Annotated in this window: 15 protein-coding genes; 6 read left to right on the top strand and 9 right to left on the bottom strand. The window is 69.7% G+C overall.

Features of this window, described 5'->3' with window-relative positions; genetic code table 11:
- Positions 1–6 precede the first annotated feature (6 nt).
- Both OG943_RS08795 and OG943_RS08790 read right to left on the bottom strand, forming a co-directional pair.
- A complete protein-coding gene (locus OG943_RS08795; protein ID WP_328609206.1) occupies positions 7–2946 on the bottom strand; it encodes an FAD-binding and (Fe-S)-binding domain-containing protein in 2940 nt (979 codons plus the stop codon).
- A gap of 52 nt (positions 2947–2998) precedes the next feature.
- Positions 2999–4165: a pyridoxal-phosphate-dependent aminotransferase family protein gene (locus tag OG943_RS08790; RefSeq protein WP_328609205.1), complete on the bottom strand. Its 1167-nt coding sequence runs from the start codon at positions 4163–4165 to the stop codon at positions 2999–3001.
- Between the two features lie 95 nt (positions 4166–4260).
- Between OG943_RS08790 and OG943_RS08785 the strand changes: the two genes are divergently transcribed.
- Together OG943_RS08785 and OG943_RS08780 are read left to right on the top strand one after the other, a co-directional pair.
- A complete protein-coding gene (locus OG943_RS08785) occupies positions 4261–5007 on the top strand; it encodes an IclR family transcriptional regulator (RefSeq protein ID WP_328609204.1) in 747 nt (248 codons plus the stop codon).
- Positions 5008–5163: 156 nt separating this feature from the next.
- A complete protein-coding gene (locus OG943_RS08780; protein WP_328609203.1) occupies positions 5164–6810 on the top strand; it encodes an L-lactate permease in 1647 nt (548 codons plus the stop codon).
- Between the two features lie 6 nt (positions 6811–6816).
- Here the strand turns inward: OG943_RS08780 and OG943_RS08775 are convergent, their stop codons facing one another.
- From OG943_RS08775 to OG943_RS08755, 5 genes are all read right to left on the bottom strand, one after another.
- Positions 6817–10254, bottom strand: coding sequence for a tetratricopeptide repeat protein (locus OG943_RS08775; RefSeq protein ID WP_328609202.1), 3438 nt, complete (start codon positions 10252–10254; stop codon positions 6817–6819).
- 181 nt (positions 10255–10435) lie between these two features.
- On the bottom strand, positions 10436–15277 hold the full coding sequence (locus tag OG943_RS08770; protein ID WP_328609201.1) for a DUF6531 domain-containing protein: 4842 nt from the start codon (positions 15275–15277) through the stop codon (positions 10436–10438).
- A 179-nt stretch (positions 15278–15456) separates the two neighbouring features.
- On the bottom strand, positions 15457–17847 hold the full coding sequence (locus OG943_RS08765; RefSeq protein ID WP_328609200.1) for an HAD-IC family P-type ATPase: 2391 nt from the start codon (positions 17845–17847) through the stop codon (positions 15457–15459).
- A 343-nt stretch (positions 17848–18190) separates the two neighbouring features.
- A complete protein-coding gene (locus OG943_RS08760) occupies positions 18191–19072 on the bottom strand; it encodes an NAD(P)-dependent oxidoreductase (protein ID WP_328609199.1) in 882 nt (293 codons plus the stop codon).
- A 33-nt stretch (positions 19073–19105) separates the two neighbouring features.
- A complete protein-coding gene (locus OG943_RS08755) occupies positions 19106–19675 on the bottom strand; it encodes an NADPH-dependent FMN reductase (protein WP_328609198.1) in 570 nt (189 codons plus the stop codon).
- 126 nt (positions 19676–19801) lie between these two features.
- Between OG943_RS08755 and OG943_RS08750 the strand changes: the two genes are divergently transcribed.
- A complete protein-coding gene (locus OG943_RS08750) occupies positions 19802–20266 on the top strand; it encodes a MarR family winged helix-turn-helix transcriptional regulator (RefSeq protein WP_328609197.1) in 465 nt (154 codons plus the stop codon).
- 157 nt (positions 20267–20423) lie between these two features.
- On the opposite strand, the gene OG943_RS08745 is transcribed toward OG943_RS08750, so the two are convergent.
- Positions 20424–21356, bottom strand: coding sequence for an NADP-dependent oxidoreductase (locus OG943_RS08745; protein WP_328612032.1), 933 nt, complete (start codon positions 21354–21356; stop codon positions 20424–20426).
- Between the two features lie 529 nt (positions 21357–21885).
- Between OG943_RS08745 and OG943_RS08740 the strand changes: the two genes are divergently transcribed.
- Both OG943_RS08740 and OG943_RS08735 read left to right on the top strand, forming a co-directional pair.
- Positions 21886–22818 (top strand): LysR family transcriptional regulator, encoded by a 933-nt coding sequence (locus OG943_RS08740; RefSeq protein ID WP_328609196.1) that lies wholly within the window; start codon positions 21886–21888, stop codon positions 22816–22818.
- Between the two features lie 134 nt (positions 22819–22952).
- Positions 22953–24239, top strand: a complete 1287-nt coding sequence (locus OG943_RS08735; RefSeq protein WP_328609195.1) for a hypothetical protein — start codon at positions 22953–22955, stop codon at positions 24237–24239.
- A 36-nt stretch (positions 24240–24275) separates the two neighbouring features.
- Here OG943_RS08735 and OG943_RS08730 read toward each other — a convergent pair whose 3' ends face one another.
- Positions 24276–24674 carry a winged helix-turn-helix transcriptional regulator gene (locus tag OG943_RS08730; RefSeq protein WP_328609194.1) on the bottom strand — a complete coding sequence of 133 codons (399 nt, stop codon included), beginning with the start codon at positions 24672–24674 and terminating at the stop codon, positions 24276–24278.
- Between the two features lie 321 nt (positions 24675–24995).
- Between OG943_RS08730 and OG943_RS08725 the strand changes: the two genes are divergently transcribed.
- Positions 24996–25982, top strand: a complete 987-nt coding sequence (locus OG943_RS08725; RefSeq protein WP_328609193.1) for an SMP-30/gluconolactonase/LRE family protein — start codon at positions 24996–24998, stop codon at positions 25980–25982.
- Positions 25983–25989: the final 7 nt, after the last annotated feature.

Raw genomic sequence — 25989 nt, 5'->3', positions numbered from 1 at the left:
CCGTCGCTACTGCCGCGGTTCCGGCCGGGCCATCGCCTCCCGGATCAGCTGCACGGGATGCCACGCGTCACGCTCGGCGCCGTGGAAGATCTGCTGCCGGCACGAGACACCGGACGCGACGACGACGGTCGAATCGGGTTCCGCGGCGACGGCGGGGAAGAGCCGGTCGCTGCCCACGGTCATGGACACCTCGTAGTGCTCGGACTCGAAACCGAACGAGCCCGCCATTCCGCAGCAGCCGGCGTCGACTTCCTCCACCTCGACGCCGGGGATGAGCTTGAGCAGGCCCACGGTCGCGGCGGTGCCGACTTCGGCCTTCTGGTGGCAATGCCCGTGGTACAGCAGCCTGCGGCCCGCCAGCCACGAGTCCTCGCGCAGCGGCAACCGTCCCTCTTTGATCGCTGTGGCCAGTAGCTCTTCGACCTGACGCACCCGTCCGGAAATGTCGGTCACCTTCGGATCATCCGGGAGCAGCGCCCGGTGTTCGTCGCGCAACGTCATCAGGCAGGACGGTTCACAGCCGACGATCGGCGAATCCGGCTCCGTGGTGGCGGTGAGGGCGTGCGCCAGCTCGCGGGCACTCGACTTCGCCTTGTCCACCAAGCCTTTGGACAGGGCGGACCGGCCGCAACAGCCGTCCCCGCTCAGGCGGACCTGCCAGCCCGCCTGTTCGAGCAGTTCGATCGCGGCCTGGCCGATGCCCGGCTCGGTGTAGGTCGTGAAGCAGTCCGCGAGGAAGGTCAGCTGTCCCAAGGGAGTCGACGCCGGCGCGGCGGCGCGGCGGCGGAACCATCGGCGGAGGTTACGTCGTTCGAACTGCGGCAACGGCCGGGCCGGCGCGATGCCCAGCAGGCGGTCCGCCAAGCGGCGCAACGGTTTCAGCCGTCCTGGCAGGTTGGACAGCGGCGCCGTCGCCGAGCCCAGTTTGTTGAGGAACCCGATGGAGCCGAAGATCCTGGATCGCAGCGGCACCCCGTGGGCGTCGTTGTAGTGCGAGAGCGTTTCGCTCTTGAGGGTGGCGATGTCCACGCCCAGCGGGCATTCGCTCTTGCACGCCTTGCACATCAGGCACAGGTCCAGCACCTCGTGCAACCGCTCGTCACCGAGCGCCGCCCCGGGGTCCGGTTCCGACAGCGCCTTGACCAGGGCGTTGGCGCGCCCGCGGGTCGAATCCTCCTCCTGCCGTGTCGCCATGTAGGACGGGCACATGGCCCCGGTGTCGGTCTTGCGGCAGACCCCGATGTTCATGCACCGGTCCGCGGCGCCGCGCATGCCGCCGACGACCTCGAAGTCCAGCCGCGTGCGAAACGGCGGGGCGGGCGGCAGCGCCGCGTCCCTCAGGTTTTCGGTCATCGGCCGGGCGTCCACGATCTTGCCGGGGTTCAGCCGGTTGCCGGGGTCGAAGAGGTGCTTGACCTGCCGCATGGCCTCGTACAGCCCGTCTCCGAACAGTTCCCGGTTGAACTCGCTGCGGGCCAGCCCGTCGCCGTGCTCGCTGGAGTTGGCCCCGCCGTACTCCCGGACCAGGTCCTTGATCTCCTCGGCCACCACCCGCATCGTCGTGACCTGCGCCGGGTCGCCGAGGTCCACAAACGGCCGGATGTGCAGGCAGCCGACCGAGCAGTGGCCGTAGAAGCCGGCGGTGAGTCCGTGGCGGTCCAGCACTTCCTGGAAACGCCGCGTGTATTCGGGCAGGTGCACGGGATCCACGGCGGTGTCCTCGACGAACGCCAGCGGGCGCCGGGTGCCCTCGCTCGCGGCCATCAGCAGGCCCAAGCTCGATTTGCGCACCTTCATCAGCGCGCCTTGCTGGTCCGGGGTGACGGCCCGGAGCGTGTGGTAGCCGTGGCCGTGGTCCGCCCACAACGTCGTGAGCTGGTCCAGCTGGGCGAGCAGCGCCGCCTCGTCGTCGCCGGAGAAGGTCACGAACAACAGGGCTCCCGGGTCCCCGGAGAGAATCCGGCCGAGCGAGGCGTACTCGATCTTCTGGCGGGAGAGGTCCAGGATGGTCCGGTCCATCAGCTCGACCGCCGCCGGGTCACACGCCATCGCGTCCCCGGTGGCCGCGATCGCGGTGGCGGTCGAGGTGAAATGCCCGACGGCGATCACCGTCCGGCGGGGTTTGGGGACGAGGTCGACCAGCGCGCGGGTGGCCACCACGAGGGTGCCTTCGGAGCCGACGACGAACTTGGCCAGGTTGGGCCGTTCCTGCCCGGCGACGCGGTCCAGCCGATAGCCGCCGGCCCGGCGCCAGAACCGCGGGAACCCCTCGGCGATGGCGGCGGAGTTCGCGCGGACGAGGTCCGGGAGCCCCCGGTAGATCTCGCCTTCCAAGGTGGGCAGGGCCGCGCGACGCGCCCATTCGGCCTCGTCCCACGGCGCCAGGCGGGCCTGCCCGCCGTCGGCCAGCACCACGTCGAGCTCCCGGACGTGATCGATCGTCATGCCGTAACGGATCGATCCGCTGCCCGCCGAATTGTTCCCGATCATCCCGCCGATCGTGGCGCGGTTGCTCGTCGAGGTGTCGGGGCCGAACATCAGGCTCGACGGTGCCGCGGCCCGGTTCAGCTGATCCTGGACGACGCCGGCTTCGACCAGCGCCGTCCGCCCGTCGGAATCGATGTCGACGATGCGGTTCAGGTGCCGCGACAGATCCATGACCAGCCCCGGTCCCACCGTCTGCCCGGCGAGGCTCGTCGCCGCGCCGCGCGGGACCAGCGACACCCCGTGCTCGGCGGCGGCCTGCACCGCGGCAGCCACGTCTTCGGCGTGCCGGGGGAAGACCACCCCGACGGGAGTGATGGAGTACATGCTGGCATCACGGGAAAACAGGTGCCGCGAGTAGTCGTCGAAAGCGACTTCACCCTCGAGGTCACGCCGCAGGCGGCGCTCCAGATCCGGGTGCGCGAGGCCCTCTCCGGGCTGGTGCTGGGTATCCACGCTCATTGTCGGTTCTCCTTACCGCGAGCGGAAGGCGTGCAGGAATGGACGGTGCGGATCACGCGGGCCGCAGCACGTCCAATGCGGCGTTGAGCCCGGCCGGGTTCACGGGCACGCCGGCCAGTTCGAGCCCCATCTGCACGCCCGCCAGGGTTCCGGCCAGCGCCAGGTCGTTGAAGTGGCCGAGGTGCCCGATCCGGAAGATCCGGCCGGCGAGCTTTCCCAGCCCGGCACCCAAGGACATGTCGAACCGGTCCAGGATGATCGCGCGGACCCGGTCGGCATCGTGCCCCTCCGGCATCAGCACCGCCGTGAGCGAGCCGGAGTGCTCCCGTTCGTCGGCGCACAGCACTTCCAGGCCCCAGGCCCGCACGGCGGCCCGGGTCGCCCGCGCGTGGCGGGCATGACGGGCGAATACCTGTGGGAGGCCTTCTTCCTGCAGCATGTCCAACGCCTCGGCGAGCCCGTAGAGCAGGTTCGTGGCCGGGGTGTACGGGAAGAACCCGCGCTGGTTGGCCTCGATCATCGGTCCCCAAGCCCAGAACGACTTGGCGTGGGACGTCGCCCGTGACGCCTCGAGTGCCTTCGCGCTGACGGCGTTGAAGCTCAGTCCCGGCGGCAGCATCAGCCCTTTCTGGGATCCGGCCACCGTCACGTCGACTCCCCACTCGTCATGGCGGTAGTCGATGGAGCCGAGCGAGGAGATCGTGTCGACCAGCAGGAGTGCCGGGTGACCGGCCGCGTCGATCGCCCGCCGGATCTCGGCGATGCGGCTGGTGACGCCCGTCGATGTCTCGTTGTGGACGACGCAGACGGCCTTGATCGAATGGGCGGTATCGGCGGCCAGCTGCTCCTCGACCGCCGTGGGATCAACCCCGTGCCGCCAGTCGCCGGGCACGAAGTCGACGGTGAAGCCGAGTCCACGGGCCATTTCCTGCCACAGGGTGGCGAAATGGCCGGTCTCGAAGCACAGCACTCGATCGCCCGGGCCCAGGGTGTTCACCAGGGCCGCTTCCCACGCGCCGGTGCCGGACGCGGGGTAGATCACGACCGGCCCGGTTGTCCCGAACACGGGCCGCACCGCATCGAGGACGTGGCGCGCGAGGGCCGAGAACTCGGGCCCGCGGTGGTCGATCGTCGGCGCCGACATCGCGCGCAGCACTCGGTCGGGGACGTTGGTCGGTCCGGGGATCTGCAGGAAGTGACGACCGGCGTGAGTGGTCATGGGGTTCGAATTCCTCCAGTTGTGCCGTATCATGGCACGTGTACCGTGTGACGACACAGCGGACCATAACCCCCGGCCGGAGAGGGAGTCAACGGATGCAGAGCGTCCTGAATGCGCTGCGCGTGCTTGAGGAGGTCGCAGCCCGTCAGCCGATCGGCGTCGCGCATCTGGCGCGGGCACTGGACATTCCCAAGAGTTCGGCCCAGCGCGCGCTGATCACCCTGCAGACCGCCGGCTGGATCCGGCAGGTCGGCGGCGGGTCCACGAACTGGGTCGTCACGACCAAAGCCCTGCACGTGGGCCGGCACGCCAGCGGCGAGCTGAGCCTGCGCGACGTCGCCGTGCCGGCCATGGAAGAACTCCGCCGCCGCACCGACGAGACGATTCACCTGACGGTGCCCGAAAACCTCGACCACATGGTCTTGATCGAGCGGCTCGAAACGTCCAAACCGGTCCGGATCTTCATGCAGCTCGGGATGAATCTGCCGCTTCACGCTTCGGCCAACGGCAAAGCCGTGCTCGCCGCCAGCCCCGAATCCGCGATCGAGGAGTACATCGCCACAGGCCTGCCGCGGTTCACCGGCACGACCATCGACGACCCGGACCGGCTGCGCGCCGAATTGGACACCACCAGGACCCGTGGTTACGCGGCCAACAGTGGCGAGTGGCGGTCCGACGTCTCCGCCGTCGCGGCGGCCGTGATCGGCGACGCCGGACTGCCCGTCGCGAGCATCAGCGTCAACATGCCGACGAGCCGGATGACCGACGAACTCGCCGCCGAGTACGGCGTTCTGGTGCGCGCCACCGCGGCACAGGTCAGCGCCACCCTGATTGCCTCTTGACGACAGGCCCGAAACGCGCCCATATTTGACCGGTCAGTGGAAATACTCTTCCACATCACGGAATTCCATATCACGGAAATCTGGAGCCGCTCATCCTCTCGAGGATCGAGCGTTCTTGCCCACGGTCATCGTCGACCGAGAAAGCGAGACTCATCCGTGTACCGTCAAATACCGGACCCACTGGGAAATCCCGCGCTCACCGCGCTCGTCGCCGCGCTCCCCCTCATTGTCCTGCTCGTCCTTCTCGGTGTCCTGCGGGTGAAATCGCATTGGGCGGCGCTCATCGGCCTCGCCGCCGCGCTCCTCATCGCGGTCACCGTCTACCACATGCCGGCGGGACAGGCCGCGGACAGTGCCTTGGAGGGCGCGGCTTTCGGGCTGTTCCCCATCGTCTGGATCGTGCTCAACGCGGTGTGGATCAACAAACTCCAGCGCGCCAGCGGGCATTTCGACATCATCGGGCGCACTTTCACGTCGCTGTCCGGGGACAAACGGATCCAGGCCATCCTCATCGCCTACTGTTTCGGCGCGATGCTCGAATCGCTGTCCGGATTCGGCACCCCCATCGCGATCACCTCGCTCATCCTGCTCACCCTGGGATTGAAACCGCTCAAGGCGGCGGTGGTCGCCACATTCGCCAACACCGCGCCCGCGGCCTTCGGCTCGGTGGGCAACCCCATCCAGGCACTCGCCAAGGCGACGTCATTGCCCGAACACGAACTCGGCATGATGGTCGGCCGCCAGTCCGCCATCATCGCCGCCCTGGTCCCGCTAGTCCTGCTGCTGATCCTCGACGGGCGCCGCGGCCTGCGCGAGGTCTGGCCCGCCGCGCTGGCCGCCGGGCTGGGTTTCGGTGTGGGCCAGTACCTCTGCTCCAACTTCTTCGCCTACCAGCTCACCGATCTCGTCGGGGCGGTGGTGTCGACCGCCGCCGTGGTGGTACTGCTGCGATTCTGGTCCCCGGCCGTCTCCGAACGGACGTCACCGGCGATGGCCTACGACGGGGGAACCGCCACGACCGGAAGCAGCACCAGCGAACCCGAGGCGGCGCCTCCCCCGGATTCCCGGCGTGACGTCCTCAAGGCGTTCTCCCCCTACGCGCTGCTCACCGTCCTTTTCGGACTGGTCTCCGTCCACGGCCCGGTCCAGCGTTTCGTCCAGGGACAGGCGGTCTCCTTCCCCTGGCCCGGTCTGCACGTCGGCACCGCGTCCGGGCAGCCGGTGAGCGCGGCGACCTACGACCTGGGGTGGCTGGGCGCCGCGGGCACCATGCTCCTGCTGACCGGGATGCTCACCGCGCTCATTCTGCGCGTGCCCCTGCCCCGGGCCGTGCGCTGCTTCGGCCAGGCGTTCCACCAGATCCGGTGGGCCGTCCTCACCATCGCCTGCGTGCTGGCGCTGTCCTACGTCATGAGCCTCTCCGGCATGGCCGTCTCCCTGGGCACCTGGCTGGCCGGGATCGGCAGCGCCTTCGCCCTGCTGTCCGGCTTCCTCGGCTGGTTCGGCGTCGCCCTCACCGGCTCCGACACGTCGTCCAACGCCCTGTTCGGCGCCATGCAGACGGCGGCCGCGCACCGGATCGGCATCTCGCCGCTGCTCATGGCCGCCAGCAACAGCACCGGTGGCGTCCAGGGGAAGGCGGACGCCATGCAGAACCTGGCGATCGCCGCCGGCGCCGTCGGGCTGTCCGGAAAGGAGGGTGACATCCTGCGCAAGGTGATCGGCTGGAGCCTCGGCCTGCTCGTGCTGTTCTGCCTCCTCGCCTGGCTCCAGACCTCGGTCCTGTCCTGGATGGTGGTCTGACCCCGGCTACGGGCGGGTCCCGTTCGTGTGGTGCAGTCCCAGGCGCGCCGAACCGCGCGCGTCGCCGTTCCGCCGCGGCGGCAACACGCAGATTCGCGACGGCGGCGCCGGCGCGGCTCCGGCGATGCCCCAGGCCCCGCAGAACCCGCGCAGCAGCTCCCGCGCGCCGGAGGAGTTCGCCCCGAGATAGCGGCGGACCCGGGCGAGGTTCTCGAACGCGCCGAGGCCCCGTTCCAGCCCGGCGGCCATCCGGTCCTCGATCAGCCGCCCGTCGAAGATGTCCTGGACCACGGCGAGGTACTCCACCATCGCGACGACGTCGAGCCGCACCCCGGCGAGCACCTCGGGGTCCGCCCGGTCGGGCCCGGCGTCGGCCACCTTCGCGGCGTAGGCCCGCAGGATCCGGCTGGTCAGCTCACCGACCGGGCGCTCGTCGAGCAACGGGATGAGGGCGGCGCCGGCGCGGCGGTCGGGCGACCGGCTGACCCGGTCCATCGCGGCGCGGGTGGTGCGATCGAGCTGGCGCTGCACGAGGTGCCGGGTGACGGCGGCCAGCTGCTGCTCGGACTCGCAGTCGCCCGCGATCGTCTCCGCCGTCCGGGCCAGCTCCCGGGCGAGCCCGCCGGAGAAGACGTACGCCAGCGCGGCGAACTGCTCGGGCAGGTCCCGGATCCGCCGGTTGAGCAGCGATCTGGCCTGCTCGAAGGAAAAGTAGTCGACCCGCACGATCGTGTCGAAGGCGCTGTCGAGCACCGTCCGCATCCCCATCGCCGCGAGTTCGAACTCCGCGAGCGCGTCCTCCGAAACCGACACCAGGAAATAGCAGTTGGGCACGTTGAAGACCGCCTTCAGCTCGTTCAGGAAGCGTTGCGCCCCTTCGCCGTCGCTGATCCGGTCCAGCTCGTCGATGCCGATCAGCACCTTGGAGCCGAGTTCCGCGACCAGCTGCGCGGTCTGGCCGAGGAAGTCGCGGAACCGGTCGACCAGCTCGGGGTGGTTGAGCGGCACATCGTCCCGGCGCACGGTGCCCTTGGCCTTGTACCCGATACTCGCGCCCGTCATCGGGGCGAGCCCCAGCGAGAACTCCCCTTCCTTGGTGTGGCTCTGCAGAAAGCGGATCTTCTCCCGCTCTTCCTTCGCCCGGGAAACCAGGGCGGCGGGCCGGACGCCGCCGTCGCGGCGGCCCGGGCTCGTCAGCCGGGACAGCCGCGGCGAGGCCGGCTCGATCGGCAGGTTCTCCGCTCGTTCCAAGGTGGGTACGTACTTCTCGACTTCGTCGCACAGCTTGCCGAACAAGTGGATCAGGAATTCCTTCGACTGGTAGCCGACCGGGGCGTCCACCTTGATGGTGAGGTCTCGGCGCACCTGTGACGCCGGTCCCGTGTCCCGCAGGAACTGCCCGGCGCACCACCGCTCGAGCAGCGTCGACTTGCCCACCCCGCGGGGCCCCGCCAGCGCGAAACTCCCTTTGCTGCGTTGCTTGAGCAGCCGCCGCAACTCACCCGAGGCCGGTGTGTCGATCTCCACCGGCACGTCGGAGTACGTCCCGTCCAGTACCGGCAGGCAGGTCCGGTAGACGCGCTTGAGGCTGGCCCGCGCCCCGATCGCCAAGGGCAGCAACCCGTTGCCGTAGATACTGTCCAGCCATCGGTCGAACGCGCCCTGCGGAGCGCGCACACTCGGTTTCGCGAACCGGTTGCGGAGCCGGTAGCCACCCAGAACCGTCCCGATGACGGCGAGCGTCACGCCGACGCCGGCCAAGCTGCCGAAAACGGCGCCGAGCCGCAGGATGCCCAGCCATACCGAAGCGGCCAGCACCGCGGCACCACCGAGGCCCGCGAGAGCGAGGTCGAGGTCGACGGGCAGCTTGCCTCTCCGGTTCGGCACGGCGATCGCGAGGAACACCGCCGGGAGACCGGCCGTCAAACCCAGCCGCCAGCCCGAAAACGGGTCGGCCCGCCCGCCGGCCAGCCACACGAGCAGAGCGATCGCGAGCGCCGCGAACACCAGCGCCGACTCGAACAGCACCGCGCCGAGGAGACGCCACACGACCCCCTTGCGGGCGCGTACCGTCCTGGCCTCGAACCGGTCCCGGGCGTGCAAGTACTCCTGTTCCTCTTCGAACGCGCGCTGCAGCAGCGCCTTGCCGTCCTCCGCGACGCGCTCACGCAGCCGGCTCGCGACCGGCCGCGCCAGCCCGAGTTTCACGCACACCTCGTTGGTGAGCAGGTCCAGCACCTGTTCCGGATCGTCCTTCCGGTTCTCCCACGGCCGGTCGATGTTCATTTCGATCGTGCGCGATTCGGGCAGCTGCCACGGTTCCTGGAGCCACGACGCGGCCGCGTCGACCCGGCGATTGCCGGGCAGCTCCCGGCGCAGGACGGCGACGATTCCCTCCGCCTCTTCGATCCGCCGCAGACTGAGCAAGGCGCGCACCTGGGCGATCCGGGCGCTGAGGTCGCGCGGATCCCGGTCCAGCACCAGGCGGTAGGTATCGAGCCGCGTCCGGGGCGGTTCGCCCGCCGCGGCCAGGATCTCCGCGCGGCTCAGGTACAGCTGCGGACTGGTCGGCTCACGGGCGATCGCCGCGTCGACGACTTCCAGTGCCTTCTCGAACCGGCTGCGGCCCAAGTGGATCAGGGTCCGCCCGTTGACCGCCCCCGGCAGGACGGGCCCGGCCTCCTCCGAGCGGGCGAACACCTCGACGGCCCGCTCACGCAACTCGCGGTCGTTGGTCGCCTCCGCCCGGTCGAGCAGCGCCCAGCCGTGGAGTTCGAGGACGACGGCGGTCGGGCCGGGCCGCCGGTTCACCAGCGCTTCGGTCAGGGCGACCAGCGTTTCGGTGTTGTCGTCGGCCTGCCGCGCCACTTCGATCCGGAGCACTTCCGCCTGCAGGCACCCGGGATCGTCCTCGATGGCCAGCTCGATGTCGGCCTCCGCGCCCGGCAGGTCGTCCCGTTCCAGCTTGCCCATCGCGCTTTCCACCAGCACCGGCGCCGAGGAACGCAGACTTGGCCGCGCGTCACGCAGGACTTCCTCGGCCTTCCCGAGCTGCCCCGACATCCGGTAGGCCGCGGCGAGGCCGGCCAGCGCCTCCCCCGAAGATTCGTCCAGCCCGACTGCGCTCCTGAACGCCTCGATGGCCGCTTCGTCGTCCCGCTCGGCGGATCCGCAGTCGACCGAGAGGTACGACGGGTCGTCCGGCTGCCCGAGCGCGACCAGACCACGCACGAGTGCCACCTGGATGTCATCCCGCTCATCGAGCAGCGCGAGCTGGGCGCGGGCCTCGTCCCAGCGCCGGAGCATCCACAACGCGCGCACACGTCCGGCCGACGCACGCACGTCCTTCGCGTTGTCCCGGAGCGCTTCATCGAAATTCGACAACGCGGCGGCACCGTCGAAGCGGCGCAGATCGGTTTCGGCATCCTCAAGCCGGGTGCTCATCGCGCACCTCCCCACTCACCTCATGAGTAGGGCGGCGCGGCCGCGCTGTTACGCCGTGGCCCGCCTCGGTGACCCGGTCGTGTCCCAATCGTGCCGCTAGCGCCCCGCGGCCGGAGCCGGATGCGCGGCGACACCCGCCCGGCCCGGGCCGCTTCGAGGGCCGGACCAGGCGGGTTCCAGGTCAGCTGGGCCGGCCGTTGGGCCGGTTCAGCAGGGCCAGCTCGTTGTCCGCGTTGTTGCCAGTGTCCCGGTAGTCGTTGCTCTTCGTCCCCCAGTCATGGGCCAGGTCGTCACGGTAAGTGCCGACCTTGGCCTCGTTGCCGGCCTTCAGGTCGTCGATCACGGACTTGGCGTAGTGGTTGGACCGGCCGCCCTCCGCGATGGTCGCGGCGAGGGTCTTCAGCGAGCCCATCTGGCCCTTGCTCTTCTCCATCATGTTGGTCACCGCCCCGCTCACCCCGCGGGGCCCGATGTCCATGTTGGGCATGTCCTTGTAGGTCAGGGTTTCGCTGGGGTGGAAGGGCTTCGAGATCGCGCCGGGGGCGACCTTGCTCGGGTCCACCTCGGCGACGTGGTGGATCTCGTCGGGCGCGCCGTCGGCGCCCTTCTTGATGTAGCCCACCAGGTAGCCGTTGGCCTTGTCCACGACGATCTTGAGGTCGTCCTTCTCGCCGTAGGCCAGCTTGCCGACGCCGACGGTCGTCCAGTCCTCGTTCAGCTTCCCGCCCAGCTGGTGCGGGCTGTTCTCCTTGGTCCAGCCCAGTGCCGTCCGGTAGTCCTTGACCGCTTCGGCGTAGTTCTTGGCATCACACGGGGTCAGGCCGAGCGGGTCGGTCCAGCCGGTCGGGTTACGCACGTAGTTGCGCGAGTTCGGGCCCGGCGAAAGGCCCAGCCGGTCGTGCGTGCAGTAGCGGCCGGTGGCCGGGTCGTAGTACCGGTGGAAGTTCTGGTGCAGCCCGGTCTCCGGATCGTGGTACTGCCCGGGGAAACGCAGCGGCGTCGCCGCCGGGCCCGGACCCGCCACCGCGGTGCCCCAGAGCGTGGCGCGAGCGGGGTGCCCGACGATGCCCTGGGCGTCCAGGAGTTCGGCCGGCGAGCCGACCAGGTCGGTCACGATCGCGAAGAACCGCCGGTCCAGCCACTGGTCCGAGCCCGGCTCCGCGGTCCGCTCGGTCTGCCCGAGCACGCGCATCCCGTCCGGGGACCAGTCCCACACGAGCGCGTGCCGGCCGTCGTTGACCTGCTCGACGAGATCGGTCCCGTCCCAGCAGAACCACACCTCCTCGGCGACGCGGCCGTCCGCGCCGAGCCGCTGCTTGGCCACCCGGCGGCCCAGGCCGTCGTGCAGGTACCGCCACGCCGTGCCGTCCGGGGTGACCACGCCGACGAGCCGGTCCTCGGCGTCCCAGGTGTAGGACCACGAGTCCACGACGCCCGGTGCCCGTTCCACCTGCCGCTGCACGATCCGGCCCTCGCCGTCGTGCCGGTAGTGCACGTTCCCGGCGCGCTCCAGCAGCGTTCCGGCGTACTGACGGGCGCCCTGGGCCTGGTGCGCCGCCCAGGTTTCCGCGTTCGTCGCGGGCGCGCTGGGCCAGGCCGCCTGCACGAGGTCCCCGGTCGGCGCGTAGGCGTACCGCTCGGACCAGCCGGGCCCGGTCACCCCGGTGACCCGCCCGGTCACGTCCAGGTCGAACCGCCGCGGCCCGCTCAGCCGGTCGTGGACCTCGGTGAGGTGCCCGTCCGCGCGGTACTCGTAGCTGCGCTGCTGCAGCACCCGGCCCGGACCGGCCTCGATGGTCTGCCCGCGCATCTGGTGCGTCTCGTCCCAGGTCTGGGTCAGCCGCACCGACTGGCCGAGCTGGCGCTGGACCTCACGCCCGGCGGCGTCGTAGCCGAACCGCAGCAGCCCGCTGCCGGTGCGCAGCGACACCGGCCGCCCGCGCTGGTCGTACTGCCAGGTGCTCTCCGCCCCGGACGGGGTCCGCCGCCAGACCCGGTTGCCCGCCGCGTCGTAGCGCGAAGCCAGCACCCGGCCGTTCAGCGATTCGGACAGCACCCGCCCGGACGGGTCGTACTGCAGCACCAGGTCGGTGTGCGGGGTGACGGCGCGGACGACGCGGCCCGCGGCGTCGTAGGAGTAGCGGGTGAGCACGCCGTCGCTGTGGCGCTCCACGATGTTGCCCAGCACGTCCCGGACCAGCCGCACGGTCTGGCCCGCGCCGTTCGTGTAGCCGGCCAGGTCGCCGGCGGCGTCGTAGGCGAACGTGGTGGTCCGGCCGTCGTAGTCGGTCTCCTCGGCCAGCCGTCCCGCGGGGTCGAAGGTGTAGCGCCAGACGAGCCCCTGCTCGTTGGTGACCGAGGTCAGCCGCAGCTCGGTGTCGTAGCCGAAGGACAGCCGGCTGCCGTCCGGCCCGGTGCGGGACACCGGCAGGTCGAAGTGCGCGATGTCGGTGCGGGTCCCCGTTTCCGGCTCGCCGGTCCGCCTGAGGTTGCCTTCGCCGTCGTAGGCCCGCAGCTGCCGGCTGCCGTCGGGGAGGACCTGCTCGGCCAGCGTGCCCTCGACGCTCCAGGCCAGCCGGGTGGTGCCGCCCAGCGGATCGGTGATCTCCGCCGACCGGCCGAGCGGGTCGTACCGGTAGCGGGTGACGGCGCCGAGCGGATCGGTGACCGCGACCGGCAGCCCGGCGGCGTCGTGCTCGAACCGGGTGGTGCGGCCGAGTGCGTCGGTGACCGAAGTGGTCCGGTCGTCACGCGCGTAGCCGGTGCGGGCCCCGGACGGGTCGATCTCCGCGGTGAGCACGCCGTCCGGCGAGTACTCCCGCCGCCACACCCCGCCGTCGAAGTCCACCAGGGTGACCGGCCGGCCGAAGGCGTTGAACTCGGAGCGGGCCTGGCTTCCGTCCGGCCTCGTCGTCTCGACGAGGCGGCCGGCGTCGTCGTAGGAGTAGCGGGTGGTCCGCCCGAGCGGGTCGGTCCGGGACAGCAGGAGGCCCGTCTCGTCCCAAGTGGACTGTGTCGCGTGACCGAGCGGGTCGGTCTCCCGGATCACCCGGAAGTCCTCGCCCAGCTCGAAAGTGCTGACGTGGCCGAGAGAATCCGTGACCCGCGTGACGAGGTGCTCGCGGTCGTAGTCGAACCGGTAGCTGAGGTACCCGTCCGCGCCCTCGGTCTCGACGCAGCGGCCTTCGGCGTCGTAGCGGTAGCGGTAGGACATGCCGTTGCGGTCTTCCCAGCCGACCAGGTGACCGCCGGCGTCGTAACGGAACCGCTGCGGCAAGCCGGAGGAGTTCACCACCTCGGTGAGCCGGCGCTGCTCGTCGTAGCCGAAGACCACGAGCGACGCGTCACCTTCGCCGGTCAGCAGGCGGAACTGCCGGATCAAGCCGTCCTCGGTGTCCACGGCGACGCGGTACCCCGCCGAATGCACGATGCCCACCGGCGTGCCGTCGTCGTCGCGCTGGAAGTCGAACTGGTTCCCGTCGCCGTCGGTCACGCCGCTGATCGGCAGCCGGCCCGAGTTGTCGTCGACAAAGTGCAGCAGGCTCTCGGAATCCGTGCGCCGGATCGCGAAACCCCGGTCGGTGCGCAGCAGCGGCCACCTCGGCCCGGAGACCGGCAGCACCCCGGCGCCCGCTTCCGGCATCGCCGGGTACCGCAGCAGCATGCCGTCCTCGGCGGCGAAGTGCACCATCTCGTCCGGCGCCACCTCGATCCGCTGGTCCACAGTGGACGCCCAGCCGGTGCCGAAGGAGCGCCCGAGCCGGTAGGTCGAAATGTGCGTGCGGGAGAGCACGAGCGGGAGCAGCCCGGCCAGCTCGACGTCCACCTGGCTCAGGATCATCTGCCCGGTGGCGATGTCGATCGGGTCGCCGCAGTCGTCCCGGTCCTTGGCCTGCTTGTCGTCGGCCCGCGGACGGTCGTTCTCGTTGTCGATCGACCGGTCCTTCTCCGGTGGCGGCTTCTTCTCGCCACCGCCGGCGCCACCCTCGGGCCGGTCCTGGGGCGGCGGCGCGTCGGAGTCGTTCTTCGGCTCCTTGGGGTCGCCGGACTTGCCGCCGGGATCGTCCTTCGGCGAGGAGTGGTCACCGGACGGATTCGTCGAGTCGTCCTTCGGCGGGGAATGATCGCCGGACGGATTCGTCGAATCGTCCTTCGGCGGTTTGTGGTCACCGGACGGGGTGGTCGAGTCCCCGCCCTTACCGCCGCCCTTGCCCGGCTCCCCCTTGGGCGTGGTGATGTCCTTGGGCTTGCCGGCCGGCTTGACCTTGCCGCCCTTGAGGTTCTTCAACGCCTTCCCGGCGTCCTCGAACAGCGTCCCGGCCTTCTTCAACAGCGGCACCAGCGCCTTCAGCGCCTTCACCAGCTTCGTGGTGACCTGCGTGATCTTCGACGCCGTCTTCGCCACCGCGGCGATAACCTGCGGCACCACCCACGTCATCCCGATCCCCAGCGTGAACACCACCTGCAACGCCCACGAAATCAGGTGCCCCACCAACTCGGCGATCGTGTCACGCACCAACGTGCGAACCGCCCCGACCACCTCACCCGCAGTCTTGACCCCACTGCCCGCGCCCTCACAACCCTTCTGCGCACTAGCGATCAGCGCCGAAGTGTCCTCCGCCTTCTTCCGATACGCGTCCGCCGCATCGCCCTTCCAGCTCTCCAAGTCCTTCTTGACCAGATCCGTCAACTCCGCCGAAACACTCTCAAGCTCCTTGGCGACGTTCGCCCACGTCTCCGACTGCGCCGCGATCTGATCCGCATCCCCGGTCAGCGCGTTCAGCGCTTCCTTCAACGGACCCACATGCTCGATCAGCCAACCCACCCCAGCCGCGAAGATCGCGCCGAACGGGTCCATCACCGCCGTCAACGCGTCCAGCGCAGTCCCCACCGCGCCCATCGCGACCCCGGCCCAGTCCTTGCTCTCGATCGCCGACTTCAGCCCGGTCGCATCCTCCAGCAACGGCACACCCGACACCGACGTCGTCGAATCCTTCACCGGCGCAACCAACGGATTACTCACGACTTGAAACTCCACCCAGCAAACCGGTACCACCGGTGATCATCGGCCTCCCGGAAACTAGCATCAGTCACTGCGCGTGACACCGCGGCGCGGCCCCGGGTGCACCCCGGGGCAACGAGCCTGCCCGGCTGGCCCGGGGACGGCCAGCACGCATCTCGCGGCGGGCGGCGGGGCCGCGGTCAGCGTGGCTCGCGCCGGTCCTGGCCCAGCCGGTTGCCGAGCCACCGGCCGAGTTCGATCAGGACGACACCCGCCGCGGCGCAGGCGAGCGCGGTCAGCGTGTACCCGCCGTTGCCCGGGTCCAGCAGGAACAGGCGCCGGCTCAGCGGCACGACGAACATCAGCCCGGAGATCAGGACCATCGCCGCGACCAGCCCGGCTTTCCACCACGTGTACGGCCGGGCGATGACGCCCAGCACCCACAGCGCGAGCGCCATCACGGTGATGAGCGCCGTCGTGCTCGCCTGCACCTGCTCGGTCCCACCGGAATCACCGCCGGAATGGACCAGCACATACGCGGTGAAGGAGGCGGCCGCGATCACGATCCCGGCCGGCACCGCCGTCCGCAGCACCCGGCCCACGAAACCACCGCGGGCCCGGTCGTTGTTGGGCGCCAGGGACAGCACGAACGCGGGCAGGCCGATGGTGAACCAGCCGACGATCGTGACGTGCCGGGGCAGGAACGGGTAGGGCACCGCGTCATAGCCGATCAGGCCGGGGACACCCACGATCAGGGCCAGCAGCACCGAATAGACCGTCTTGGTCAGGAACAGGCTGGCGACCCGCTCGATGTTGCCGATCACCCGCCGCCCCTCCCCCACGACGTACGGCAACGTCGCGAAGGCGTTGTCCAGAAGGACGATCTGTGCCACCGAACGGGTCGCCGGGCTCCCCGCGCCCATCGCCACGCCGACGTCCGCGTCCTTGAGCGCGAGGACGTCGTTGACGCCGTCCCCGGTCATCGCGACCGTGTGCCCCCGCGACTGCAGGGCCGCGACCATGGCCCGTTTCTGGGCCGGCGTGACCCGCCCGAACACGGAGGCGCCCTCCAGTTCCCCGGCCAGCTGTTCGGGATCTTCGGGCAGGGTCCGGGCGTCCACCGGCGCGTCGGCGCCCGGCAACGCCAGCGTACGAGCGACAGCGCCGACGGAAACAGCGTTGTCACCGGAGATCACCTTGACCGCGACGCCCTGCTCGGCGAAGTAGTCCAACGTCTCGCGCGCGTCGTCGCGGATCTTCTGTTCCAGCACGACCAGTGCCACCGGGGTCACCTCGCCCGGCGCCCCCGGCGCATCGACCGCCTGCCCGGCCCGGCCGAGCAACAGCACCCGCAGCCCCTGCGCGCCGATCCGCTCCGCCTCCGCGCGCTCCGCCGATCCCGCGTTCAGCAGCACGTCGGGCGCGCCGAGCACCCAGTCGCCGTGTTCGCCGAAACTCGCGCCGCTCCACTTACGCGCCGAGGAGAACGGTGTCACGGACTCGGCGACCCAGCCGGGCGCGGGCGGGCCCGGCTCCGCGATCGCCAGCAGGCTGGCGTTCGGGCGAGGATCCGCGGCGGCCAGCGCGGCCAGCACGATCTCGGGCGCGGCACCCGGCTCGCCGAGCGGCCGTACCTCCGCCAGCCGCATCGCGTTCTCCGTGAGCGTGCCGGTCTTGTCGGCGCACACGACATCCACCCGCGCCAGTCCCTCGATCGCGGGCAGCTCGTTGACCAGGCACTGGCGCCGGCCCAGCCGCACGACGCCGACGGCGAACGCGACGGAGGTCAGCAGGATCAGGCCCTCCGGCACCATCGGGACCAGCGCGGCGACCATGCCGCGCAGCGCGTCGGGCAAGGCCTGCGAGCCGGAAAGCTGGTTGTAGATCGACAGGGCGCCGGCCGGCACCAGCACATAGGTGACGACCCTCAGGATCTTGTCGATCCCGCCGCGCAGCTCGGAATCCACGAGAGTGAACCGCCCGGCTTCCTCGGCCAGCCGGACCGCGTAGGAATCCCGGCCGACCTTCGTCGCCTGGTACGCCCCGCTGCCCGCCACCACGAAGCTGCCCGACCTGACCTCCTCGCCCGGCTGCTTCAGCACCGGGTCCGACTCGCCCGTGAGCAGCGACTCGTCCACTTCGAGGGCTTCCGCCGCCAGCACCGCACCGTCCACCACGATCTGGTCCCCCGCGCCGACCTCGACCACGTCATCGACGACCACTTCCCCGGGCGGCAGCTCCCGGCTCACCCCGTCCCGCCGCACCGTCGGCCGCACCTGCCCGACGATCACCAGCCGGTCCAGCGTCCGCTTCGCCCGCAGCTCCTGCACGATCCCGACCACGCTGTTGGCCACGATCAGCCCGGCGAACAGCCCGTCGATCACGTACCCGGTCGAGAAGATGATCACCGCCAGCACCCCGAAGATCGCGTTGATCCGGGTGAACACGTTCGCCCGCACGATCTCCCAGGTGCCGCGGCTGACCCGCGAGGGCACCTCGTTGGTCCGCCCCTCCGCGACCCGCTCCGCCACTTCGGCGGCGGTCAGCCCCTGCGTGACACCCTCGGTGAGCAGGCGTTCGTCCCCTGGCATGGGCACGACTCTACGCACGGTCCCGGCGAGCCCGCCTGTTCAGAATCCCCATGGGGAAGCCGCGGCTCCCCGCCGAGTGGGTCCTGAATGGACACAGTGCGACACTGATCTCGTGGTCCGTGGTGGCCACCGCGGCCGGCTTCGTGCTCTCGGCGGGGGGATCCGGGCCATCGGGGCGGGGCGGCCCGCACCACGGGGCGACGGCTGCGCGCCGCCGATCTGCTCGAGGGCGCACCAGTTGGACAGCTCGGGCACGCACGGGTGAGTGTCGGTCAAGGCGCGAACAGTATCGCTTCGTCCTGCTCAGGCATGGTGACCGAGTCTCCCTGAGCTCGGTGTGCCCTTACGGGAGCCCGCCGCCGGACCGTCGCCGGGTGACCTCGGCGATGCTCGCCCAGTCGAGGTCCGCGCCGATCTGCTCGACCGCGGTGGCGAACACGTCGTGCAGGACCGGTCCGGTGGGCAGTTCGACGCCGAGCTTGGTGGCAGCGCCCAGCGCGAGATTCAGGTCCTTCAACCCCAGCGTGGTGGTGAATCCCGGCGGAGTGTAGGAGCCTGTGGCGATGGCGTCGCCGTAGCCTCGGTAAACCGGGCCGGGAAAGACGGAATCGTTGATCATCTCGACGAACCGCCCGGCGTCCAGACCGGCGTGCTGCAGCAGGGTGATCGACTCGGACAGTGCTTGCAACGCGTGGATGATCAGGTAGTTGACCGAGATCTTCGCCGTCGGCGCGGCGTCCACAGCGTCGCCGAAGTCCCAGACCCGCCGGCCGATCGCGGCGAGCATCGGTGCCGTCGCGGCGCGGACGTCCGCGCCGCCGGAGACCAGCACGGCCAGCTTCCCGGCCACTACGGCTTCCGGGCGGCCGACCACCGGGGCACTGAGGTAGCCCCCGCCGTTCGCGGCGAATTCGCGGGCCGCCTCGGGGCTGATTGTCGCGTGGTTGACGTGGACGAAGCCCTCCGGCGCGGCGCGGATCCGCTCGGCGGTGAAGACCTGCCGCACCGCCTCTTCGTTGCTCAGCATGGAAAAGACGGTTCCGGTGGCGATCGCGTCCTCGGGCGCGTCGCCCAGGGTCGCGCCCCGCGCCACCAGGTCGTCCGCTTTGCCCGGGCTGCGGCTCCACACGGTGACGTCATAACCGGCGTCGAGCAGGCGCCCGGCGATGGCACTGCCCATCTTCCCGAGCCCGATGAAGCCCACCCGGCGCGATGTTGCGGACATGATTGTTTCTCCATTTCTCGTAACAGGGTGCGATTATTGGCTGTCGGAGAGCGCTTCGGCCATCTCTTCGTCGATCTTGCGCAGCTGCGCGCGATTCGGGCGCAGCGTGCTGTCGAGGTCGCGCAGCTGCCAGTCGTCGTCGACGTCTTGGTCGGTGATGACGGCTTCGACGTGTGTGTCGAGCACTCGCATGTGCAGTCCGTGCAGGATGCTGATGAACTGTTCAGCGGCCTTGCCGCCGCCGCGGGTGCCGTAGGTGAGCAGGCTCGCGGGGTGGTCGTGCCATTCCCGGTAGAGGTAGTCCAGTGCGTTCTTGAGTACCCCCGGGTAGCCCCAGTTGTATTGCGGGAACACGAACAGGAATCCGTGATAGCTCTGTACGAGCTTGCTCCAGGCCCGGGTGTGCTCATGCTCGTACTGCTGCAACGCGGCCTTGACGGGTTCGTCCAGAAACGGCAACGCGATCTCGGCGAGATCGATCAGGTCGTAGTCGAGGTCGCTGTCCTTTTGCAGGCTGTCGCGTGCCCAGGCGGCGATACCGCCGCAGATGCGGGTGGGGCGGGTGCTGCCGATGACGACAGCGATGCGTTTCTTGCCTGTCACGGAGTACTTCTTCTCTGTCTCGAGGACGGCGATGAGCAGTCCGCATGCAGGTTGGTTGCACGTACTGTTGGTGTCACGAACTAACATAGTTGGTGTCACGAACTCAGTCAAGATAACCTGGTCGCTGTGACCGCTTCCGCACCTGAAGGCGCCCAGGCGCCGGACCTGAACCTGATCGACGGACTTATCCAGCTGTCGTTCATCGTGCAGGCGATCCTGGGGCGCCTCGCCGGAGAACAAGGACTGTCGGTCACCCAGCTGCGGATGCTCGCCGTGCTCGACGACCGCGAGATCGGCATGCGACAGCTGGCCGGCATCCTGGAGCTGGAGAAGTCCAGCGTCACCGGCCTGGTCGACCGCGCCGAGCGGCGTGGACTGGTGCAACGGATCGCGGTCCCCGCCAACCGGCGCGCCGTCCACGTCACCGTCACCGACGCCGGCCGAGCCGTCGTGCACCTGGTGCGCGAGGCGATCCGAACCGAGATCGGCCAGCTGGCGGGCACTCTGAGCGACAGCCGGCAGGATTCCTTTCGCCGCTCGATCGAAGCGTTGATCCGGCACTACGTCACCCAGCACGCCATTCCACTGTGAGCTAGGCACCGGCAACAGCCAGTTGCTGTCATCAATGCGCTTCTCGACATCGAGGGCGTGCCCGGCGCGGGTGCCGCCTTTGCGACGTCCTTGCGCGGCCGACGCGTGCGGATCCCGGCGAAGTCCGTCTGCACGTCCTTCGCCGCGGCCGGGAAGGTCAGCTCGCGTCGATGTCCAGCACGATCCGGCCGCGGGCGCGGCCTTCCTCCTGGAGGGCCCGCCAGGCATCGGCCGCCTGCTCCAGCGGGAAAGAGCGGTTCACGGTAATGGACAGCTTCCCGGACTCGGCGAGATCGACCAGCTCGGTCAGATCGCCGGCGTTGGGGCGAGCCCATACCAAGTGGCCGCCCTGGTCGGTGACGGTGAGATCGGCCACGGATACGACCCGCGCCGGGTCCTTCAAGACCTTCTGTGAGACTGCCACCGCGTCGCCGCCGTAGCAGTCGAGCGCCGCGTTGATGCCCTCGGGTGCCAGCTGGCGCACCCGCTCGGCCAGACCCTCGCCGTAGGTGACTGGTGTGGCGCCGAGTTCGCGCAGGAAGCCGTGGTTGCGCTCACCGGCGGTGCCGATGACCCTGGCGCCGCGAGCGACGGCGATCTGCGCACCGAGCGAGCCGACCCCGCCGGCGGCTCCGTGGACCAGGACAGTGTCGCCCTTTCCGACGTTGATCCGTTTGATGGCTTGGTACGCCGTCAGCCCAGGCAGCGGCAGGCAAGCCGCACGCGCCCAGTCCCAGGACTCCGGCTTACGGGCCAGGGTCCGAGCCGGCGCCGAGACCAGTTCGGCATAGCCGCCGTTCTGCGCCCAGTCCTTGCTGATGTAGCCGACGACCTCGTCGCCGACCTCGAACTCGGTGGCATCGAAGCCCCGGGCTTCGACGACACCGGCGACCTCCCAGCCCGGGATGAGCGGGAACCGAGCCTCCATGACGCCGTCGAGACTGCCGCCGCCGACCTTCCAGTCGGCCGGGTTCACGCCCGCGGCCTTGACCCGGACCAGGAACTCACCAGGAGCGACCGCCGGCGTCGGCCGCTCCATCAGCTCCAGGTCGTCCGGACCGCCGTAGCGCTGTAGCGCCATTGCCTTCATGATCGGCATCAACATTCAGGCCCCGGTTGATGTTCCCCAGTCAGGATGCGCCTGCAGTCGCAGGTCCGGCGGGATTCCGGTCGCAGGGGCCACGGCAGCTGCGGGTGGCCGGGGATGGCGAGCCTGCCGGGCAGCGGAGGTTCGCGGCAGGGGCACCAGGGTGGGCGCCGCTGATGTCGCAAGCCCGGTCGTGGCCGGAATTTTCCCAGTGGACGCGCCAGGAAGCGGCGCTGCCGCCGCGCTGGCCGTAATCCGGCTTCCCGCCGTAGCCACCCGTCGCGTGATCTGGCCCCGCGGTTCGCGTGGCCGGCGCCGGGCGGACGCTGTTCGGCTTCTTTCACGCGGTCGGCGAATCCGCCGAGGACATCCGCCCCGACCTCTCCATCGGAGTCCACCGTCACGATCGCTTGGCAGTCCGCCGCTCCGCGGCACGGGCTGACCGGTCCGAGCCGAGCTGCTGGCCGGAGGTGGATCACAACGAATCCAGGCACGTGCCACAACCGGTCGTTGTGGGAGTAGGTTCCCCGGTGTGGATCTCGAAGCGGTTCGCACCTTCGTCGCCATCACCGACACCGGCCAGTTTCAGACGGCGGCCGACGATCTGGGCATCACTCAGCAGGGCGCGTCCAGACGAGTGGCCGGCCTGGAGCGAGAACTCGGTGTCAAGCTCTTCACGCGGCTCGCCAGAGGTGTCCGGCTCACCGTCGACGGGCACGCCCTGCTACCCCACGCACGTGAGCTGCTCCGGGCCGCCGAGCGCGTCACGACGGCGGTGACGCCTGGACGCCGGGCGCTGCGGATCGATGTCGTCAACCGCAGGATCGCACCGTCCGGCCTCCTCCATGCCTTCTACCAGCAGCAACCCGGCATCGAGCTCGATGTCGTGGCCCTGTCCCATGGTGACGCGGCATCGGCGCTGGCCGAAATCAGCGCCGGCACTCTCGATGCCACATTTCGCTCCTTGCGAGCGTCAGCCCGCACGGTCCCGCGCGGCCTCCGGTCGTCGCGCGTCATCGACGACCGGCACGAGGTGCTGGTCGGCCCGCGGCACCCGTTGGCGAACGCCAAGACGGTGACCTTGGCCGAGCTCACCGGGCACCCCATCTGGATGCCCGGCATGGCCGACGCCGAGCCGATCGGTTACTACGACGATCTGGCCCAAGCGTTCGGGCTCACCATCGACACGATCGGCCCGAGCTTCGGCGTCGAAGCGCTCCTCGCCGAAATCGCCGACTCGACCCGCCTCGCGACCTTCGTCGGCGAAGGTTCGCGATATCTCTGGCCGGAAACCTATGACCTCCGCCGGATTCCCGTCGTCGACCCGACTCCGGTCTACCCGCAGTCCGTGATCTGGCGAGCGGACAATACCCACCCCGTCCTCGCGAGTTTCCTCAAATACCTCTTCACCAGGTACAAGGAAACATCCCGCGACGACGTGTGGGTCCCGGACTGGGCCCGCTGAGAACCGGGCAAGCTGCGCACCAGAACGGCGATTGTCGATCTCCCGAAGGCGCCGTGGTTTAGGGTCGGCACGTCGACCATTACGGGGCAGGGGGCTTGGTGAGGTTTTCCGGGAGGGTCGCCGCGGGAATCTGCATGGCGGCGTCGGTGACAATGGCGATCACGGGGTGCACTACGGCTATCGACGGCAACGCACGGGCCGCCGGTACCCCGCAAGCGAATCGGGCCGAGAGCGGGCTCCGGCTGGTCAGCACGATCACCGCCCCCGCCCACGCCAAGACGTACGCCGGGCACCCGGTCTACGACGCCTGCGCGATCGTGAACCCGGACCTTTTGCCCCAGGCCGGGTTCGAGATCAATCCGGCGCGAGAGCTGATGCAGGAGAAATTCACCGCTGACGACGGGCCGCCGGCGCCCGGCGCCGTCACCTACGAATCCACCGGTCCGAGCATCTCCCCGGAACCGGCGTCCACCTGCGAAACCTGGGGCAAGCAGGACAGCGACGAGATTGCGCTCAGCATCAGCCAGAAGCAGTTCGAGAGCGATGACATGAGCAGCGACAGGGAGAGCGCCTGGCGCAACGCCACCAATAAGGAGACCCAGGACCAGGTGCATTCCCACGCCGTCCGGCAGGAGACCCGGGGCGATCTGCAGATCTACGTGACCATGGGGACGCTCGTCTTTCCGGACGAGTACCAGGTGTACTACTTCTGGGGCGGTGACCAGTACTGGGCCACTTTGACCGTTCGCACCGGTGGTGACCGGCACGAGGGCATCACCAGGAATCCCGACGACATCATCGGTTTCCTGACCGGCCATGTGGCGGACAAGCTGGCCTCCGGCCCGGACCAGGTAGGGTTGTCCGACTTCAGGTTCGGGTCGCCTTGGAACATGCCGTTGGCGTGTGCGGTCTACAAACCGGAGGACTGGTCGCTGTCGTTCACCAACGACACCGCGTCCGCCCGGGTCAAGGAGAGTTCGAGCGTGGGCGCCATGCCGCTAACCGCCGACGCCCAGGACTCCGGCAAGCCGGACATGGGGCCGTGGAGCTATGTCTCGAGCAGTTGCTACCGCATGAACCACGCCTACACGGGCGACCTCAGCAAGCAGGACGGCATCTCGGTCACGATCGACACGTACAACACCGTCCGGGGCGCGGCTTACGACAACCATGCCCAGTGCTCGCCGGACTACCCGCATCCCGGAGCCGCGCCGAAGGCCGAGACCGCCCAGCTCGGCGATGGCGACGTGTGCTGGGTCTCGACCCCCAACGGCCCTTCCGACCTCGTCTTCAAGGCCGGGCGGCACGTCGTCCGCATGAACGCGTTCAACAGCGCCGACTACGCCCAGCTGAGCACCGTGCAGGCAGTTCTCGGAAAGATCTCCTCCACGATCGCGGAGCGGCTGGCACAGATTCCGTGAACACCGCTGTTCCGGAGCCCTGCGCGCAGGCGGACGTCAGCCGGTGTGCTCGGCGGCGTACGTCTCGCGGGCGGCGAGGACTTCCGGCAGGTGCTGCACCGACCACTCCGTGAGCGCCTTCAGCGGCGCCCGGAGTGTCACGCCCAGTGGAGTCAGCTCGTACTCCACGCGCACCGGCACCGCCGGGTAGACGGTTCGCCGGACCAGGCCGTCGCGTTCGAGGGCGCGCAGCGTCTGGGTGAGCATCTTCTCGCTCACCCCCGACAGCCGGTTGCGCAGCTGGGTGAACCGGCACGCCCCCTCCTTGCCGAGCTCGCCCAGCACGAGGATCGACCACTTGTCGCCAATCCGGTCGAGCAGGTCGCGTGACGGGCAGCCGCGCGTGTACGGGTCCCACGACGGTGTCGCCTCGGCCACAGCCTTGCTGGTTGACACTGCACTCACCTCATTGCTTTCCGACAGGTGGCTACCTTACCGAGAAGTGGCTACTTCCCGATAGTAAGTCATGAGGCCATCGTGGTCCCCGTGACGCCGCGGAAGGCCGCGGCGGGAATGAGGATCGTCGATGTCGATTGTTGTCACTGGAGGACCGCGGTGTCGTGGTGCGCCGGGCCGACTACGCCGCGGCCGTGCTGACGCGCTGCGCTGACCCAGGTCGCCGCACGCGCCGTGGTCGAGGAATCCGAACCGACGACCCCCGCCCTACCAGCACCAGAGAGCACTTCCCTCCGAATCAACCGGAAAGGTCCATCAACGATGTCCACCCGCACCACCGCACACGCCACCTGGGGACGCGCGCTCTTCATCCTCACCGCGGCGTCCACCGCCCTGGCCGCCCTCACGATTCCCGCCGCCGCCGCGCCGTCCCATGGCCGGGAGGACTGCGCCCGCACGATCACGATCAACGGCGGCAACGCCTTCCCCGAAAGCGTCGCGGCCGACAACCACTACGTCTACACCGCCAGCATCGCCGACGGCACCGTCTACCGCGGGCGCCCCGGGGCGAAGACGCTCGACCCCTTCCTGCCGGGCGGCCAGGACGGCCGTACCCAGGCCACCGGGATCAAGATCACCGGCAACCGGCTGCTGGTCGCCGGCGCGTTCACCGGTCGATTCTTCATCTACACCAACGCCGGAAAGCTCGTTTCCACCTACACCGTCCCCGGCACGGGCGCCCCGACCCTCGTCAACGACGCCGCCGTCACACCCAACGGGGACGTCTACCTCACCGACTCCTTCCGCGCCGTGGTCTACCGGATCCCGGCCGCCGCGGTGAACGCCCCCGCCACCGGCGCCCAGCACACCCTGCAGGAGGCCTACCGCCTGCCGGACTACGTGGCCGGCCAGTCCAACGGCAACGGCATCGTCGCCACCCCCGACGGCAGGTCCCTGATCATCGGCTACTGGTACAGCGGCGCGCTCTACCGGCTCACGCTCGCCACCGGCGAAATCCGCAAGATCGCCGCCCCCGCCCTCACCAGCGCCGACGGCATCGCGTTGCGAGGCAACACCTTGTACGTCGCCCGTTCCGTGAACAACGAGATCGACACAGTGCGGCTCTCCGGTGACAACACCCGGGCCACCGTCGTCTCCGAACGCTCCTACCCGGGGGCCGATACGACCACCGGTGTCGCCGTGAGCGGGGACCGGCTGCTGGTGACCAACTCCCAGATGGACACCTACCTGTACGGCACTCCGCTGACCAGCCCGGTGTTCACCGTCGAAAGCCTTCCGCTGCACTGATTCCCGG

It is taken from the genome of Amycolatopsis sp. NBC_00345, assembly GCF_036116635.1.
Classification (GTDB): Bacteria; Actinomycetota; Actinomycetes; order Mycobacteriales; family Pseudonocardiaceae; genus Amycolatopsis.
The sequence above is the reverse complement of the archived record's forward strand: the minus strand, read 5'-3'. Positions and strand labels throughout refer to the sequence as shown.

Excerpts from the sequence above, each read along its gene's own strand:
- OG943_RS08765 (WP_328609200.1), bottom strand. The coding sequence starts at position 17,847 with ATGCCAGGGGACGAACGCCTGCTCACCGAGGGTGTCACGCAGGGGCTG.
- OG943_RS08795 (WP_328609206.1), bottom strand. The coding sequence starts at position 2,946 with ATGAGCGTGGATACCCAGCACCAGCCCGGAGAGGGCCTCGCGCACCCG.
- OG943_RS08775 (WP_328609202.1), bottom strand. The coding sequence starts at position 10,254 with ATGAGCACCCGGCTTGAGGATGCCGAAACCGATCTGCGCCGCTTCGAC.
- OG943_RS08785 (WP_328609204.1), top strand. The coding sequence starts at position 4,261 with ATGCAGAGCGTCCTGAATGCGCTGCGCGTGCTTGAGGAGGTCGCAGCC.
- OG943_RS08760 (WP_328609199.1), bottom strand. The coding sequence starts at position 19,072 with ATGTCCGCAACATCGCGCCGGGTGGGCTTCATCGGGCTCGGGAAGATG.
- OG943_RS08745 (WP_328612032.1), bottom strand. The coding sequence starts at position 21,356 with ATGAAGGCAATGGCGCTACAGCGCTACGGCGGTCCGGACGACCTGGAG.
- OG943_RS08725 (WP_328609193.1), top strand. The coding sequence starts at position 24,996 with ATGTCCACCCGCACCACCGCACACGCCACCTGGGGACGCGCGCTCTTC.
- OG943_RS08735 (WP_328609195.1), top strand. The coding sequence starts at position 22,953 with ATGGCGGCGTCGGTGACAATGGCGATCACGGGGTGCACTACGGCTATC.
- OG943_RS08790 (WP_328609205.1), bottom strand. The coding sequence starts at position 4,165 with ATGACCACTCACGCCGGTCGTCACTTCCTGCAGATCCCCGGACCGACC.